Source organism: Azospirillum tabaci (assembly GCF_014596085.1).
Lineage (GTDB): Bacteria > Pseudomonadota > Alphaproteobacteria > Azospirillales > Azospirillaceae > Azospirillum > Azospirillum tabaci.
In genome coordinates this window covers 40,266-56,031 of sequence record NZ_JACCJY010000033.1, presented here as the reverse complement: position 1 = coordinate 56,031, position 15,766 = coordinate 40,266, and the positions used below count along the sequence as shown (strand labels likewise).

The following is a 15,766-nucleotide window of genomic DNA, read 5'->3' as shown; positions in this document are numbered from 1 at the left end:
GAGCGTTCGTCTGGTCAGCACGGAATTATCCCTGTGTGACGGTGGGCGGGCATGGCCGTCCCGTCGCGGCGGACCCATGGCCCGTCGCCGAACGAGACGTTGCGGAAAGGACAGGCCGCTCGTCAGGCCGAGGCCGCGGCCTTGAGCGTGCGGACGAGAAGCTCGAAGTCGCCGAACAGGGCATCCGAGCGGATGGGGCGCCAGCGTTCCCCGTTGCCGGCCAGCAGCGCGGGCACGCCGCGCAGCCCGAAACGCCGCATGTCGGCGGTGGCCGCCGCGATCCGCGCGCGGCAGGCCTCGGTCAAAGCCGCGCTTTGCCCGGCAAGAAGATGGGCGGCCTCCTGCAGCCCTTCGGCGGCGAGGATGGCCCCCACGGCCTCGACGTCGGACGTATCCACACCGTCGACATAGCGGGCGCGCTGGATGGCCTTGAGCGCCTCGGCCTCGCGCGGCGGAGCGGTCATCAGGACGGCGGTCAGGGCAAGCGTGGACGGCCCGGAATCGAACCGCGCCGCGCCGTCCAGCACGCGGCCGCGGTAGGCCTCGCTGAAGGGCAGGCCGGTCAGCGCGGCGATCCGCTGATCGTTGGCCCAGGCGTAGGCGGCGAAGCCGGGGTCCATGGCCCGCGCGCCGTCGCCGGCGAAAAGGCCGGTCGGCATCAGGGTCAGGCCGATGCCGGGCTCGGCGCGCAGTCGATCGAGCATCGGCGCGGCGCCGTAGCACCAGCCGCAGAGCGGATCGAACAAATAGCGGACCTCGACCATCGCACCCTCCGGAGTCTGTGTCGGCTGCCGTTGTACAAGAACCTCATTGATCGGAAAACAGCGACAGACGATAAAGACCGTACACTTTTAACAAACAATCACGACCGCTTCCGACCATGGCCGAACCCATCAACCTGAACCGGCTGGCCTATTTCGCCGCCGTGGTGGACACGGGATCCTTCACCCGCGCCGCCGAACGGCTGGGCGTGACCAAGACCGTGGTGAGCCAGCAGGTGGCGCGGCTCGAAGCGGATGTCGGCGTGAGCCTGCTGACGCGCACCACCCGCAGCGTGCAGTTGACCGAGGCCGGCCGGGGTCTTCATGCCCGCTGTCTGGCGATCCTGAAGGAGGCGGACGAAGCCTTCGCCGAGCTGTCCGACGCGGCGCTGGAACCGCGCGGGACCCTGCGCATCACCGCGCCGAACGATTTCGGTTCCTTCATCGTGGCGCCGGTGGTCGCCGCCTTCACCCGTCGGCATCCGAAATGCCGCGTCGAGCTGGTGATCACCGACGCGAAGCTCGACCTGATCGGGCAGCAGTTCGATCTGGCCATCCGCGTCGGCTGGCTCGACGATTCCAGCGCGCTGGCCCGCCGCATCGACACGTTCCGGCAGCTCGCCGTCGCGAATCCCGCTCTTGCGGAACGGCACCCGGCCGCGGGTCCCGACGACCTCCTGGTCTGGCCGTTCATCGCCAACCTGTCGCTCAAAGACCCCGGCCTGTGGACGTTCCGGCGCGGCGCGGAGGAACGGACCTTGCGGGTCCAGCCGGCCATGAGCGTCAACGCCACGCCGGCGGCGCTGGCCGCCGTGCATGCCGGCGGCGGCTTCGCCGTCCTGCCGGAATTCCTGGTTGCGGAGGAGATCGCGGCGGGCCGGCTGATTCCGCTTCTGCCGGACTGGAGCCTGCCGTCCGGCGGCATCCATGCCGTGTATCCGGCCACCCGTTTCCGCCCGCTGAAGGTCAAGGCCTTCGTCGACATGCTGAGCGACAAGCGCAACTGGCCGACGCACTGCCCCTGAAAAGCCCGGCCGCAGCCCTGATGCGCATTCCGGACGAGGCCCCACCCGAATCGAATGATGGCGTGGGTTGTTGACAACTCCGCATTGTGAAATACTGACGCAGCCATCCGTTGAGGCGCGGCTTCCGGCGGACAGACCAGATTTGGCGGTCCTTCATCTTCAGGAACATGGGTCTTCAGGAACACGGGTCTTCAGGAACACGGAAAGGCGGGCAGGATGCGCTCTGGACAGCAGAACGGTGGCCGCGTGCCGGATGCCGCCCTCGATCTGAACACGGCCTTCGATCGGCGCGACACGCTGTTCACCAGAGCCGCGGAACATATGTCCGACATCGTCGCCAACCCGCCGGGCGGCCCCCACGCCTTCGACCTGCTGAACGGCGGCCTCCGCGAATTGTCGAGCCTGATGATCCGGCAATTGCCCTTGACGACGGCGCGCGAGGCACGCCTTGCGCACGCCCTCTGCCAGGAGGGGATCGTCGAGGATTCGAAGGCCTTGGCCCTTGGAGAGGGCGTGGCTTTGTTCCTCGACCGGCTTCAAGCCGCCGCCGATCATGCGGGAATCGGTCCGGCCGCGCCACCCGGGTCCGACCGCGATCACGAGCTGATCCGCCTGGAGCAGCATTTGCAGACGATGGCGCAGGCCCGACACGGCGCGCAGGATGCGGACCTCCATCCGGCGCTGGAGATCATGGCGACGACCCCCGCGCAGGGCTTGGAGGGGGTTCTCACCAAATTGCGGGCGTGCCGCACCGCGATGGCGGTCCAAGGGAACGGCGCCGAGCGGCTGGCCCCTCTTCTGGACGATGCCGTGTCGGCCCTGGAGCGCATGGCGCTGCGGGAGGCCATCACCCGCTTCGACCGCACGGCGGACGCCTTCGAGGCCGCGATGCCGAAGGTCCTGCCGACCAAGCCGACCGACCGGATGCTTGCCGCCGGCGCCAAGGCGGGGAGCGTGGCCCTGGACGCGGCGCGGCGGATCTATCAGGCCATGGCGTCGGAGTTCCTGTCACCGAGGAAAGGGGTCGGGGAGTGACGGTCGCCCTGCCCGTCACACCGCCACCGGGCGGGTCCTTCAAGGATCATGGCGCCAAGGATCATGGCGCCAAGGACCGCGCGGCTCGGCCGCTTGCCCGTAGCCTGGTGAGCATCCTGCGCGGCCGCCGCGGCGAACCGCCGCCCGAGCCGGCCGAGACCCGCGTCGACATCCACCGCCAGCCGTTGCGCACGGCGCCGGACTGGCACCAGGACATGATCGCCTTGTGGAAGCGGCACCCCACCTTCGGCCCGGGCCTGCACGAGGATCTGAAGAGCAAGGGACTGCTGCCGCGCTGCGTCATCCTGACGGCGCGGGACGGCGGGCCGCTGTGCTTCCGCTACATCGGGGAGCCGACCCGCCGGGTCTTCGGCGACCGCTGGGCCGACCAGAACATCGGCAGGCCCCATCTCGAGGATGTGCACAGCGCCTACGCCCAGGCCATCGACGCGCAGTACCGGGAGGCGGTGGAGGGCGGGGAGCCGGTGTACAACCATCTGGTGATCACCGGACTTCCCCGGCCGCCCGTCAATTACCGGCACCTCCTGTTCGGCTGGTCACTGGGCCACCGCCGGCAGGCCCTGCTGGCGCTGATCGATTCCTGAGTCGGACGGGTCTGTTGTTCACGCCGCCTGGGCGAGGTCCGCGGCGATCTGCGCCAGATCACCCAGGAACTGCGCGCGGCTGAAGCGCACGAGGTGCATCGGCAGCGTCTTCAGGCCGACTTGGTTGTAGGTGATGGCCGGCACGTCGTCGATGTGGCGCGGCCCCATTTTCCGCTCCGCCCAGACCGGGACGATGTCCGGATCGACGACCGAGATGAACCAGGTTGGCGACCACAGCAGCCACGCCGCCAGCTTGTTCACCCGCTGGCAAATCGGGAACAGCCCGCGGCCCTGGAAGTCGGGGCGCGTCCATCCCGCGTTCGTCCACACCACCTGCCCGCGCGTGCTGTTGGCGGTGTCGGACGTGCAACGGCACCATTCGCCGTCCGGCGCCTGCAAAGCAGGTTCGTCGTAGAACACCGTCATGGCGGTGAAGCGGTCGCCGATGGATTGCGCGGTGCAATCGTAGAGCAGCCCGGCCTGGGCGGTGACCACGTCACCGGAGGCGGCCGTCCCGCAGATCCAGAAGGCGTTCGCCGGAGTCAGGGAGCGGCAAGCCGGATGGGCCGCCGGAAGCATCGGCTCCCAGGAGCCCGCCGCCACCGCGGCCTCGTTGACGCGCACCAGGGCCTGCATGTCGAACACAACGGAGAGCGCGACGCCCCGGTCGGCCGCCAGACCGACGAGTTCGTCGCGGGCGGCCTGAAGCAAGCCGGAGAGGGGTCCCGACGGAATGGGGAGAGCGGACAGGGCGATGGAGGCCGGTCGCGTGCCGGCAAATTGCGTTCCGGTAAACATGGACGTCTCTTTCTTGGGCTGGAAAGGAATGGCGGCAACCACCAAGCGAGGCGCCATCCGCCTCGCACACCCACATCATCGTCGCCACGAAACCGGTATTGCTACTTTTACGAATGCGGTTGCCCGGATACGCGCGGGGCGCCCGATCCACCGGACCGGACGCCCCGCCTTTTCCTTTCCGCCCCTGGAGCGGGCGTCTTACTGGCCCTTGCCGTCCGAGGACACCGCCGCCGCCTCGCTGGAGGAAACCGGGGTGGAACCGCCGGCACCCTTCGCCGGGCTGCCGGGCACCCACCAGCGGCGGGCCTCGCCGTCCGCGGCACCCGGCGCCGATTCGGCGCGGGTCTTCAGCATCGAGAAGACGATGGAGCCGCCGACCAGGAAAGCCGTGATGCCCAGCGCCAGCGCCGTCGGCATCTTGTAGATGTCCACCATCAGCATCTTGGCGCCGACCACCACCAGAACCAGCGACAGGCCGTACTTCAGGTAATGGAAGCGGTGGATGATCGAAGCCAGCGCGAAGTACAGGGCGCGCAGGCCGAGGATCGCGAAGACGTTGGAGGTCCAGACGATGAACGGGTCGGTGGTCACCGAGAAGACCGCCGGGATGGAGTCGACGGCGAAGACCAGATCGGTGAACTCGATCAGGATCAGCACGAGGAACAGCGGCGTCATCATCCGCACGCCGTCGCGCATCACGAAGAACTTCTGCCCCTCGTAGCCTTCGGTCATGCGGAAGCGGGAGCGGACGAACTTGACGATCCGGTTGTTCTCCATGTCCGGCTCGTCGTCCACCGACATCAGCATCTTGATGCCGCTGAAGATCAGGAAGGCGCCGAAGATGTAGATGATCCAGTGGAATTCCTGGATCAGCGCGGTGCCCGCCACGATCAGCACGCCGCGCATCACCAGCGCGCCCAGGATGCCCCAGAACAGCACCCGGTGCTGGTATTGCGGCGGCACCGCGAAATGCGTGAAGATCAGCGCGATCACGAAGATGTTGTCGACGCTCAGGCTGTACTCGATCAGGTAACCGGTCAGGAATTCCAATCCCTTCTCGGAGCCCTGAAAATGAAAGACGCCGGCCGCGAAAATCATCGCCAGCGTGGAATAGGCCGCGCAGCGCATCAGCGCCTCGCGGCCGGAAATCACATGGGATTTCTTGGAAAATACGCCAAGATCAAAGGCCAAAAGCACGCCAATGAAGACGGCAAAGCCGGCCCACATTAAAACGATCTGGTCCATGGAACTGTCCCTTGCTTCATGCACTCCGCTCCCGCAAGCGGAGACTTCGATCGTCACATGAGCAGTCCGACATCACCGATGCGCCACGGCGGGACGCATCGGCCAGAGGGGCCCGGACTGGAATCGCGGCCGCGGGTCTGCGGCCAATGAGAAGACGCGCGCAGCGGCTTGGCCGCAGCGCGTCAGGACACCCGTCTCCATCGTTCGCTGTGGAGACGTGGCGGTCGGTCAGGATGTTGGTTCGGTGCGGTCCATGTCGATGTCTCCCAAAGGCCCGTCGGGTGCCGTCGTCCGGCGGTGGACCTTGTGGGGAGCGCGACCCAGGGGGAGGGATAGGGCCAGCTTCCGCAAGGCCGCGCCAAGGCGACGGCTCTATGGGAAGTCCGACATCACAGCGCCGGGCGACGCTGCCAGAGGGGCCCGGACCTCAACGGTGATGTAGTCAGGCCCCGGCCCGGCGACAAGAGGGGGGAACGGCCTTTGCGAACCGTGATCGGCGTGACGGCCGAATGCGGCTTGACCGGAGCCGTTCCGCCCGCGTAGCTTCGCACCCGACGGTTGCCCGAAAGGGCTGAAAATGGGAACACGGTGCGGAACCCGCGGCCAAACGCCGCGCGAGGGTCCAACGCCGGGGCTGCCCCCGCAACTGTAAGCGGCGAGTCGTCCATCGGAATGCCACTGGGATCGCGATCCTGGGAAGGCGATGGGCCGACGATAACCCGCGAGCCAGGAGACCTGCCGTCAGTCGTGGTCACACGCGAACACGTTCGGGCGGGGTGCACCGAAGGTCGTCGAACCGGGAGTCCGTTCGCGGAGCGTCCGGTGGGACTTCGTTCGCGGTGACGTGCCACCGGCGTCCCGCCCGAGGTCTCAATGCGTGTCCGCGTTCACCGTCTTCACCGGACGGCGTCCTTCGCCGCCCTTCTGGGAAGCCTTGCGCTTCCCCTATCGGCCTTCCCCAGATCGGCCTTCGCCGATTCCACCACCGTCCCGACGCTTCCGCCGGTCTCGGTGACCGCCAACCGCGTCCCCACCGCCGCCGAGGAAACCGGCAGCGCCCTGACCGTCATCACCCATCAGGAATTGGAGCAGCGCCAGACCCAGCTGCTGTCCGACGCGCTGCGTGCGGTGCCCGGCGTCGCCGTCAACCGCAGCGGCCCGATGGGCACCCTGACCCAGCTCCGCATCCGCGGGTCGGAGGGCAACCAGACGCTCGTCCTGATCGACGGGATCGAGGTGAACGATCCCGCCGCCGGCTCCGAATACGATTTCGCCAACCTGCTGGCCGGCGACGTCGAGCGCGTCGAGGTGCTGCGCGGCCCGCAAAGCGCGCTTTATGGCTCCGACGCGGTCGGCGGCGTCGTCAACATCGTGACCCGCCGCGGCGCCGGCGCCCCCCGGTTCCGCGCCGCCGTCGAGGGCGGGTCCTTCGGCACGGCCGCCGGGCGGGCCTCCTTCGGCACCGGGACCGACCGCTACGACCTGTTCCTCAGCGGCCAGGGCGTCACCAGCGACGGCGTGTCGGTCGCCGACACGCGGCTCGGCAACCCGGAAAAGGACGGCTACCGCAACGGCACGCTGACCGGAAACGCCGCCGTCCGCCCGACCGAGCGCAGCGAGATCGCCGTGACCGGCCGCTACACCCGCTTCCGCGCCGACACCGACGGCTTCGTCGGCGGGCGCGGCGCCGTCGACGACGGGACCAGCACCGCCGGAGAGCAGGTTTTCGGGCGCCTCCAGGGCAGGATCGCCCTTCTCGACGGGAAGTGGGAGCACATCGTCGGCCTGACCCATGGCCGCCAACAGCGCGACTACCGCGACGACGCCAAGACGGTGACCAGCCGCTACGACGGGCGCAAGACCAAGGCCGACTACCAGACCAACCTGAATCTGAACAGCGGCCCCGCCGACCATGTGCTGACCGCCGCCGTGGAGCGTGAGGAGGACAAGGCGATCAGCCGCAGCGCCTTCTCCAGCTTCGACCGCTCCATCGGCTCCACCGGGCTGGTGGGGCAGTACAAGCTGGGCCTGTTCGACCGGCTGACCCTGACCGGCAGCGTCCGCCACGACGAGAACGACCTGTTCCGCGATGCCACGACTTGGCGCACCACGGCGGCCTATCGGGTCGAGGAGAGCGGGACGACGCTGCGCGCCTCCTACGGCACCGGCGTCAAGAATCCGACCCTGTTCGAGCTGTACGGCTACACCGCCACCTACGCCGGCAACCCGAACCTGAAGCCGGAGCGGGCGCGCGGCTGGGACGTCGGTTTCGATCAGGCGCTCTGGGGCGCGCGGGCCTCCGTGGACGGCACATGGTTCGACCAGCGCATCCGCGACCTGATCACCGGCACCGGGCGGACCTCCGTCAACATGCCGGGCGAGTCCCGCATCCGCGGCTTCGAGCTTGGCCTGTCGGTGGAGCCGCTGGACTGGCTGACCGTCCGCGGCTCCTACACCTGGACCGACGGCGAGGACTCCGCAGGCGCGGAGCTGGTGCGCCGGCCCAAGCAGCTCGCCAGCCTGAACGTCAATTACCGCTTCCTGGAGGACCGGGCGAACGCCAACCTCGGCGTCGTCTACAACGGACGGTCCAGCGACTGGGCCTACGATCCCTTCTACAACCGTCAGGTCGTGACGCTCGCGCCCTACACGCTGGTCAACATGGCCGGGTCCTATGCGCTGTCCGAGGGAGTCGAACTCTTCGGGCGCGTGGAGAACCTGTTCGACCGCCGGTACCAGGAGGTCTGGACCTACGGCGCGCCGGGACGGGCCGGGTATCTCGGGCTGCGGCTGTCGCTGTGAGGCCCGTCCGTCTCGGGCTGGCCGCCGCCCTCCTGCTGATCGCGGGAGGCCCGGCGGCGGCGTGGGAGGCGCCGCCCGGCAAACCGCCCGGCAAACCGCAGCGCATCGTTTCCCTGAATCTCTGCGCCGACGAACTGCTGTTGCGGCTCGTCGGGCCGGAGCGCCTCGCCGCGGTGACGTGGCTGGCACGCGATCCCCGCGCCTCCACCGTGGCGGCGCTGGCGTCGCGCGTGCCGGTCAACCACGGGACGGCGGAGGAAATCCTGCCGCTCAACCCAGACCTGATCGTCGCCGGGCGCTACACCACGCGCGTCGCGGTCGGGCTGCTGACGCGGCTGGACGCGCCGCTGCTGGAGCTGAACGTCCCGCAGAGCGTGGCGGGGGTGGCGGAGCAGATCCGCGGCCTCGCCCGCGCCGTGGGCGAGCCGGAACGGGGGGAGGCGCTGGTCGACGGCCTGCTCTCCCGCCTCGACGCCCTGCCCCCCGCGGCGCCGGGACCCCGCCCGACCGCGGTGGTGCTGCGGCCCAACGGCCTCGTCGCCGGGTCCGGGTCGCTGGCCGACGAACTCCTGACCCGCGCCGGGCTGGAGAACATGGCCGACCGCCTGCCGCTGGGCAGCCAAGGCGCCCTGCCGCTGGAGGCCATCATTCTGGGCGGCGCGGATGCGCTGATCGTCGACGCCGCACCCGACGCGCCGCCGTCGCTGGTCGGCGCCCTGCTGCACCACCCGGCCCTGAAAGCTATGAAGCGTCAGGTCCGCACGCTGTCGCTGCCCTCCCGCCTATGGACCTGCCCCGGCCCGCAGATCGCCGAGGCCGCGGAACGGCTGGCCGCCGCGCGGGAGGCCGTGCCATGACGGCCGCCGCGACTTGGGAGTCCCGCATCCCCTACCCCGCCCTGATCGCCGGGCTGACCCTTCTGGCGCTGGCGCTCTGCGCGGTGTCGGCGGCGGTTGGCTATGTGCCGTTCGACCTGGGCGCCGCCCTGTCCGACTGGCTCGCCGGGCGCCCCACCCTGGGCGCGCTGGTGCTGGCCGAATTGCGCCTGCCGCGCGCCCTGCTGGGGCTGCTGGTCGGCTTCAGCCTGGGGCTGACCGGGGCGGCGATGCAGGGCTGGCTGCGCAACCCACTCGCCGAGCCGGGGCTGGTCGGCGTGTCGAGTGCCGCGGCACTGGGGGCGGTGATCGTCTTCTACAGCGGCCTGTCCGCCGCGCTGTCGCTGGCCCTGCCGCTCGGCGGCATGGCCGGGGCCGCGGCGGCGGCGGTGCTGCTGAACCTGATGGCGGCGCGGGGGGCCGGAACGACGGCGCTGGTCATCGGCGGCATCGCCATCAACAGCCTCGCCGGGTCGCTGACCGCGCTGGCCCTCAACCTCGCCCCCAACCCCTACGCGGCGCTGGAGATCGTGTTCTGGCTGATGGGGTCTCTGGCCGACCGGGGCACCGACCAGCTCTGGCTCGTCCTGCCGCCGATGCTGGCGGGCTGGGCGCTCTGCCTGTCCGGCGCCCGCGCGCTCGACGCGCTGACCTTGGGGGAGGACGCGGCGCGCAGCCTGGGCTTCGACCTCGCCGGGCTGCGCGTCCGGCTGATCGCCGGGGCGGCGCTGGCGGTGGGCAGCGCGGTGTCGGTCACCGGCGCCGTGGGCTTCGTCGGGCTGGTGGCGCCGCACCTGATGCGCCCGCTGGCCGGGGCACGGCCCGGACGGCTGCTGCTTCTGGCCGGGCTGGCCGGGGCATGTCTGACCCTGGCCGCCGACATTGCGGTCCGGCTGCTGCCGACGCGGCCCGAACTGAAGCTGGGCGTGGTCACCGCCCTGATCGGGGCGCCCTTCCTGATTGCCCTGATCGCCCGGCTGCGGCGGGAGGAGGCGTGATGCGCATCGAAACCCACGGCCTGTCCGCCACCGCCGGCGGGCGCACCATCCTGGCGGACGTGACTCTGGCCATCGAGCCCGGCGCCTTCACCGGGCTGATCGGCCCCAACGGCGCTGGCAAGACCAGCCTGCTGCGCCTCCTCGCCGGTCTCGCCGAGCCGGCGGCGGGCCGCGTCACCTACGACGGGCGGTCCGCAGCGCAGGTCGGGCGCCGGGCGCTCGCCCGCGGCATCGCCTATCTGCCGCAGAGCGGTCCGGTGCATTGGCCGCTGCGCGCCGAGGCGCTGGTCATGCTGGGCCGCCTGCCCCACCGCGGTCCGCTGGGCGGGATCGCCGCGGCGGACCGCGCGGCGGTGGAACGGGCGCTGTCCACCGCCGACACCGCCCACCTGCGCGGGCGGACCGTCGGCACCCTGTCGGGGGGCGAGCGGATGCGAGTCCTGCTCGCCCGCGCCCTGGCGACCGAGGCGCCCGTGCTGCTGGCCGACGAGCCGGTCGCCGCCCTCGACCCCGGTCATCAACTGGCCTGCATGGCGCTGCTGCGCGACGCCGCGCGCCGGGGGAGCGGCGTGGTGGCGGTGCTGCACGACCTGACCCTGGCCGCCCGCTTCTGCGACCGGCTGATCCTGCTGGCCAACGGCAGCCTGCTGGCCGAGGGGCCGCCCAGCCGGGTGCTGACCGACGAGAATCTGTGCGCCGCCTACGGCATCGCCATCCACCGGGGCGAGGCCGGCGGCGAACCCTTTCTGCTTCCCTGGCACGCCCTGCCATCCCCGACTTGCCTACCGGAGACGCCTTGATGAGCGACCTCACTTCCCTGCTGCGCGGCGCGCTGAACGACCCGGCCACCGGCTGGAGCCTCGGCGCGTTCGGCGCCATCGCGGAGTTCATCCGCGACCCGGACGAACCCGTCGCCCTGCACGACGACGGTCCGGACCTGGAGGCGCGGACCGCCCGCGGCGGGCTGCGCCTCCGCCCCGGTCCGGCGATCCGCCCGGTGCCCTACCGGACGCGCAGCGGCGGCCTCGCCGTGGCCCTCTGCCTGCCCCGCCATGTCGGTGCGATGAACCGGCGCCGCGTCGTGACCGAGTTGGGTCCCGACCACGAGGCCATCGCCGGGGCGGACCGCGACGCCCGGCTGTTCGACCTCGGGCTGGGCGTCTTCCAGACCGACGTCTGCGTGCGCAGCGCCGACCCGGCCACCATCGCCCGCCTGCGCGCGGCCGTCGGGACGGAGCTTCTGGCGCCGGGCAACCCCTTGCCGCCCGACCTGCCGGCGCTCAGCCCCGACCGCGTCTTCATCGGCCCCTTCGGCCGGATCGAGGTCAGCCAGCCGATCCCGCCGCCCGACGGCCGCAGCCCGGAGGGTCCGCACACCCACGTCCTGCCGAAGCTGCTGGCCCATGGCCGGACCCACGCGGCGACCGTACCGATCCCGGACGGCTGGGTGCCCAGCCTGTACCTGTCGCCACCCGTGGAGTCCTTCGCCGCGTGGGAGGGGTTGGGGCGCTGACGTTGCCCCCACCCCGGCCCTCCCCCGCTACCGCAGGGGAGGGAGGATCCTGCGAAGCGGCGGCAGTCCCCTCCCCTGCGGTAGCGGGGGAGGGTTAGGGTGGGGCAATGCCGCCGCCGGCGCGCGGCGCAGCGCGTTCAACAGGATCCCGATCGTGGTCCCGTTGTGCAGCACCGCGGTGCCCACCGGGGACAGCAGGCCCAGCGCGGCGGCGCCGAGGATCGCGCTGTTCAGCCCGACCGTCAGGCGGTAATTGCGGGCGATCAGTGCCATGGCGGCGTCCGCCGTCTCCTTGGCGTCGGCGACCCGCTCGATCCGGTCCTCCAGAAGCGCCACGTCGGCGGTCAGCCGCGCGATGTCGGCCCCCTTCTGCATGGCGATGCCGACATGGGCGCCGGCCAGCGCCGGGGCGTCGTTGATGCCGTCGCCGACGAAGGCGATGCGCGCGCCCGCGCGACTCAGATCCTCGATGATGCGGGCCTTGTCGGTGGGCAGCAGGTCGGCGTGGAAGCCGTCGAGGCGCAGCTCCGCGGCCAACTCGGCGGCGCGGTCGCGGTGGTCGCCGGTCAGCATCAGCACCCGCTTCACCCCCGCCCTCCGGAGCCGCGCGATGGTCGCCGCACTGGCCGCGCGCACGCTGTCCTTCAGCGCCAGCACGCCGGCCAGCACCCCGCCGAAGCCGATGAACAGCAGCGTCTTGCCGTCGCGGTGCAGCGCGTCGATGGCCTCGCGGTGGGCCGCGGTGTCGATGCCCTCGTCGTCCTCGATGAAGTGGCGGGAGCCGACGACGATGCGCTTGCCGTCGATGACGCTGGCCACCCCGTGGGCGACGATGAACTTCACCTCCTGATGGTCGAAGTGGCGGTTGTGCGTTTCCTTGGCGGCGTTGACCACGGCCATCGCCAGCGGGTGGAAGTAATGCTCCTCCACCGAGGCGGCGAGGCAGATCAGGTCGTCGGGGCTGAAGGTCGGGTCGAAGGCGATGGAATCGGTCACCTGCAGATCGCCCGTGGTCAGTGTGCCGGTCTTGTCGAAGATGACCGTGTCGGCCTGGGCCAGCCGCTCCAGCGCGTTGGCGCCCTTGATCAGGATGCCGGCCTGCCCCGCCCCGTACATGGCCGATTTGAAGGCCACCGGGGTCGCCAGCTTCAGCGCGCAGGAATAGTCGGCCTGGAGCACCGACGCCGCGCTGCGCCAGTCGCCGGTCATCAGGAAGGACCCGCCGGCCAGCTTCAGCACCGTGGGAACCAGCCGGTCGGCCAGCCGCGCCGCGTCGAGCTGCGCCTCGCTCTTGGCGGTCAGCGACTGCTCGACGTAATCGGCGATGCGGGCGGCGGCGGTGTGGCTTCCGACATGCTCGGCGTAGACGACCAGCCGCCCCTCCTCCATCAGCGTGCCGGACAGGACGGCGGAGCCGCGCTGCTTGACCACCGGAGCGCTCTCGCCGGTCATGGCGGCCTCGTTGACGGTCGCCTCCCCGCTCAGCACCGTGCCGTCCACGGGGATCACTGTCCCGGCGCCGATGACCACGCTGTCGCCGACCATGACGGTGTCGGCGGGCACCTGGATCTCCACCCCGTCGCGCAGCAGCCACACCTGATCGCTCGACGGGCGCAGCAGCCGCTTCAGCAGCGCGTCCGACCGGCGGGCGATGGACTCCTCCATGTATTCGCCGAGCGCCAGCATGAAGACGGTGGTGTTGGCCGCCGTGAAATCCCGCCGCGCCAGGGAGATCGACACCGCCGCCGCTTCCAGCACATGGGAGTTGACGCCCTCCCGTCCGTAGATGGCCATGCCCTCGCGCAGCATCGGCATGGCGACGGCCAGCGACAGCGGCAGACGCAGCGGCATGGGCAGCAGGAAGCCGCCGGCCAGCGTGGCGAGGCTGCGGACCAGCGTCGCGCCGTGATTCTCCCCGCCCTCCGCCGCCGGGGCGGGCGGCGCCGCCTCAGGAATCGGCAAGGCGGCCAGCGCGAGACACAGCGCCGTGGCGTCGGTCACCGCCGGATCGTAGCGGACGGCCAGCGACCGCGCAGCGCGGCTCGCCCGGACCGACGTTACCCCGACGACCGCCTCCACCACCCGGTGCAGGGTCGCCTCGTCGGCGGGGGTTCCGGGACGGCAGGCGTAGCGCAGCCGGATGCGCCCCGGAACCCGATGGACCGGCTCCAGCCGCAGGAACCAGGGCAGGCCGCTCATAACGCTCCGGCCTGTTCCGCCTCCAGCTCGGCCTGGAGGTCGGCCATCTGCTCCTTCATCTCGGCAAGGCCGCCGGCGAGGTTGCCGTAGAGCTTCAGGCCGGACTTCACGATCTTGCCGCGCAGCTCCTCGTCGGACAGCACATAGGCCGCCGCCGCCCCGACCAGGAGCCCGACCAGGAACTGCTCGGACCGGCGCGACGGCAGCAGGCCGGTCAGCCCGCCGAGAAGCCCCTGCCCCCGCGCCGCATTGGCCCCCATGCCACCTCCAATGGGGGCGCCGCCGGCGGCCATGGCGGCTTCGTACTGGCGCTGCTGCTTCTTCAGCTTCTTCAACGCCTTCTTGATCTTCTTAGCCATGGGGGTCCTCGTTTTTCGGCCGTTCTTGCGGCGGCTCTTCCGCCGGATTCAGCAGATGTTCGATCATCACCACGCCCGCCGCCCCGGCGGCGACCGCCAGGGCGAGGCGCGCGTAGTCGCGGGTGCGCAGGGCGTCGGCGGCGACGCTGGCGGCGGCCAGCGCCGCACCGCCCTGCAGGCCGTGGCGCAGGATGGTGCGCGGCGCGGGGGGCTCGGCGCCCGTCACCCAGCGGTCCTGGACGGCGGTCAGCAGGCCGGTCGCCACCATGCCGCGCGTGAAGTCGGCGGCGAGCGTGCCGGAGCCCCGCACCTTGCCGCGCCGCTTCCCGCGTTTCACGCGGCCCCCGACGGGCTGGCGGGCGGCGTCGGCTCGGTCTTCACCGGCTCCGCCACATCGTCCTTTACCGGCTCCGCCTCGGCGGGCGCCGCCGCGACGGGGGCTTCCTCCACCGGCGTGGCGAGGCAGGAGCGCAGACCGGCGGAGGTCCGCTCGATGGCCAGCAGGCCGGTGACGGCGGCCTCGCGCACCGCGGTCTGCGCCTTGCCAGCGCCCTCGCGGGCGGCGGCCTTCACATCGACAGCCTTGAGGTCGGCGATCCTGGGATCGGCCTTGGCGTTTTTCACCATCCGGACGCCGAGGGCCCCGGCGATCACGCCGGACGCAAATGTCAGAAGCGGCAGCATCATGGTCTCCTTTCCGGCGCACCGCCCGCTAACCCGGCGGTGGCGATGCGCAGCAGCGTCCCCGCCGCCGCGCTGGCTTCCCCGCTCAGCAGATCCGGCCACGCCGAGGGCGGGATCACCGTGGGGTCGTATTCGATGGTGCAAGACCGGGCGAGCGGGTTCAGCGCGACGGAGCGGATGCCCTCCGCCCCGGAGAGCGCGCGGTGCAGCGCCCTGGCGTCGTCCACCAGCGCCGCCAGACTGCGCTCCGCGGCGCCGTCGAGCTTCAGCCGCACCCGGCCGGGAATGTGGTGCGCGATGGTCAGGGCGGCGGCCAGCCGGCTCAGGAAATCGTCGGGCATGCTCGGGCCGTGGTCGGTCATTGGAAGAGGCGTTTGCGCTGCACGGTCATGTGGACGAGCATGAAGGCGACGAACAGCGTGCCAAAGCCGGCGTGGACGCGCTTGCCCACCCCCAGCGCCGCCAGGGTCGCCGCCATGCTGCCCATCATCCCGATCTTGGCCGCGCGGTTGATCCGCCATTTCAGCTCGGGAGCGGCCGGCTTGCCCTCCGCGACGGGCGCCGGAGCATCCGACGGCGGCGGGGCCTCCGCGGGGTGCAGCGCCGCCGACAGCAGCGCCTCCACCTGGGATCGGGCGTCCTCCGGCGTCACCGCAGCGGGGTCGTAGCTCAGCAGAAAACTGCCCACCGCCGGGTTGCTCTCGCTCACGCGGACAGCGTCCGAAGCCTCCAGGCGGCCCAGCGCCTCCTGAAACCGGTCCGTCCGGCGCAGCAAAGGGTGGCGCACGCGGATGCGCCCGGGCACCGCCGATGCGATGGGAGAGATCCGTCCGGTCATTGCCCGTTCTCCTGCGTCAGCCGCGATCC

The 15,766-nt window shown here is 71.1% G+C and carries 17 protein-coding genes and 1 riboswitch; of the genes, 8 read left to right on the top strand and 9 right to left on the bottom strand.

Translation table 11 applies throughout. The features are described from left to right. Positions 1-122: 122 nt before the first annotated feature. Complete coding sequence (locus tag H0B54_RS24385) at positions 123-764, bottom strand: DsbA family protein (protein ID WP_188262469.1); 642 nt, start codon at positions 762-764, stop codon at positions 123-125. Positions 765-880: 116 nt separating this feature from the next. Between H0B54_RS24385 and H0B54_RS24380 the strand changes: the two genes are divergently transcribed. The 3 genes from H0B54_RS24380 to H0B54_RS24370 all read left to right on the top strand — a co-directional run bounded on the left by H0B54_RS24380 (position 881) and on the right by H0B54_RS24370 (position 3,426). Continuing rightward, entirely contained in the window at positions 881-1,786 is a 906-nt protein-coding gene (locus H0B54_RS24380) for a LysR family transcriptional regulator (protein ID WP_188262468.1), read from the top strand. Between the two features lie 216 nt (positions 1,787-2,002). Further along, complete coding sequence (locus H0B54_RS24375; protein ID WP_188262467.1) at positions 2,003-2,821, top strand: hypothetical protein; 819 nt, start codon at positions 2,003-2,005, stop codon at positions 2,819-2,821. Next, positions 2,818-3,426 carry a hypothetical protein gene (locus tag H0B54_RS24370; protein WP_188262466.1) on the top strand — a complete coding sequence of 203 codons (609 nt, stop codon included), beginning with the start codon at positions 2,818-2,820 and terminating at the stop codon, positions 3,424-3,426. Before H0B54_RS24375 ends, H0B54_RS24370 begins: the two co-directional genes overlap by 4 nt. 18 nt (positions 3,427-3,444) lie before the next feature. Here the strand turns inward: H0B54_RS24370 and H0B54_RS24365 are convergent, their stop codons facing one another. Beyond that, a complete protein-coding gene (locus H0B54_RS24365; RefSeq protein ID WP_188262465.1) occupies positions 3,445-4,224 on the bottom strand; it encodes a hypothetical protein in 780 nt (259 codons plus the stop codon). 198 nt (positions 4,225-4,422) lie between these two features. After that, positions 4,423-5,451, bottom strand: a complete 1,029-nt coding sequence (locus H0B54_RS24360) for a TerC family protein (protein WP_343069026.1) — start codon at positions 5,449-5,451, stop codon at positions 4,423-4,425. Between the two features lie 556 nt (positions 5,452-6,007). Next, positions 6,008-6,226, top strand: a riboswitch (cobalamin riboswitch). A 116-nt stretch (positions 6,227-6,342) separates the two neighbouring features. Between H0B54_RS24360 and H0B54_RS24355 the strand changes: the two genes are divergently transcribed. The 5 genes from H0B54_RS24355 to H0B54_RS24335 are packed head-to-tail and all read left to right on the top strand — an operon-like array spanning position 6,343 to position 11,657. After that, positions 6,343-8,271: a TonB-dependent receptor plug domain-containing protein gene (locus H0B54_RS24355; protein ID WP_188262463.1), complete on the top strand. Its 1,929-nt coding sequence runs from the start codon at positions 6,343-6,345 to the stop codon at positions 8,269-8,271. Beyond that, a complete protein-coding gene (locus tag H0B54_RS24350; RefSeq protein WP_188262462.1) occupies positions 8,268-9,128 on the top strand; it encodes an ABC transporter substrate-binding protein in 861 nt (286 codons plus the stop codon). The genes H0B54_RS24355 and H0B54_RS24350 overlap by 4 nt, the downstream gene beginning before the upstream one ends. Then, on the top strand, positions 9,125-10,144 hold the full coding sequence (locus tag H0B54_RS24345; RefSeq protein WP_188262461.1) for a FecCD family ABC transporter permease: 1,020 nt from the start codon (positions 9,125-9,127) through the stop codon (positions 10,142-10,144). The genes H0B54_RS24350 and H0B54_RS24345 overlap by 4 nt, the downstream gene beginning before the upstream one ends. Further along, complete coding sequence (locus tag H0B54_RS24340; protein ID WP_188262460.1) at positions 10,144-10,944, top strand: ABC transporter ATP-binding protein; 801 nt, start codon at positions 10,144-10,146, stop codon at positions 10,942-10,944. Before H0B54_RS24345 ends, H0B54_RS24340 begins: the two co-directional genes overlap by 1 nt. Next, positions 10,944-11,657 (top strand): DUF6925 family protein, encoded by a 714-nt coding sequence (locus H0B54_RS24335; RefSeq protein ID WP_188262459.1) that lies wholly within the window; start codon positions 10,944-10,946, stop codon positions 11,655-11,657. Before H0B54_RS24340 ends, H0B54_RS24335 begins: the two co-directional genes overlap by 1 nt. Positions 11,658-11,684: 27 nt before the next feature. Here H0B54_RS24335 and H0B54_RS24330 read toward each other — a convergent pair whose 3' ends face one another. The 6 genes from H0B54_RS24330 to H0B54_RS24305 are packed head-to-tail and all read right to left on the bottom strand — an operon-like array spanning position 11,685 to position 15,737. Further along, positions 11,685-13,856 carry a heavy metal translocating P-type ATPase gene (locus H0B54_RS24330; protein WP_188262458.1) on the bottom strand — a complete coding sequence of 724 codons (2,172 nt, stop codon included), beginning with the start codon at positions 13,854-13,856 and terminating at the stop codon, positions 11,685-11,687. Then, complete coding sequence (locus H0B54_RS24325) at positions 13,853-14,215, bottom strand: YtxH domain-containing protein (protein WP_188262457.1); 363 nt, start codon at positions 14,213-14,215, stop codon at positions 13,853-13,855. Before H0B54_RS24325 ends, H0B54_RS24330 begins: the two co-directional genes overlap by 4 nt. Beyond that, on the bottom strand, positions 14,208-14,552 hold the full coding sequence (locus tag H0B54_RS24320; RefSeq protein ID WP_188262456.1) for a hypothetical protein: 345 nt from the start codon (positions 14,550-14,552) through the stop codon (positions 14,208-14,210). Before H0B54_RS24320 ends, H0B54_RS24325 begins: the two co-directional genes overlap by 8 nt. Continuing rightward, the gene (locus H0B54_RS24315; protein WP_188262455.1) at positions 14,549-14,902 is read right to left on the bottom strand and encodes a hypothetical protein; all 354 of its coding nucleotides are present in this window, start codon (positions 14,900-14,902) and stop codon (positions 14,549-14,551) included. Before H0B54_RS24315 ends, H0B54_RS24320 begins: the two co-directional genes overlap by 4 nt. Continuing rightward, on the bottom strand, positions 14,899-15,240 hold the full coding sequence (locus H0B54_RS24310; protein WP_188262482.1) for a cation transporter: 342 nt from the start codon (positions 15,238-15,240) through the stop codon (positions 14,899-14,901). The genes H0B54_RS24315 and H0B54_RS24310 overlap by 4 nt, the downstream gene beginning before the upstream one ends. Before the next feature lie 17 nt (positions 15,241-15,257). Continuing rightward, positions 15,258-15,737 (bottom strand): hypothetical protein, encoded by a 480-nt coding sequence (locus H0B54_RS24305; protein WP_188262454.1) that lies wholly within the window; start codon positions 15,735-15,737, stop codon positions 15,258-15,260. Positions 15,738-15,766: the final 29 nt, after the last annotated feature.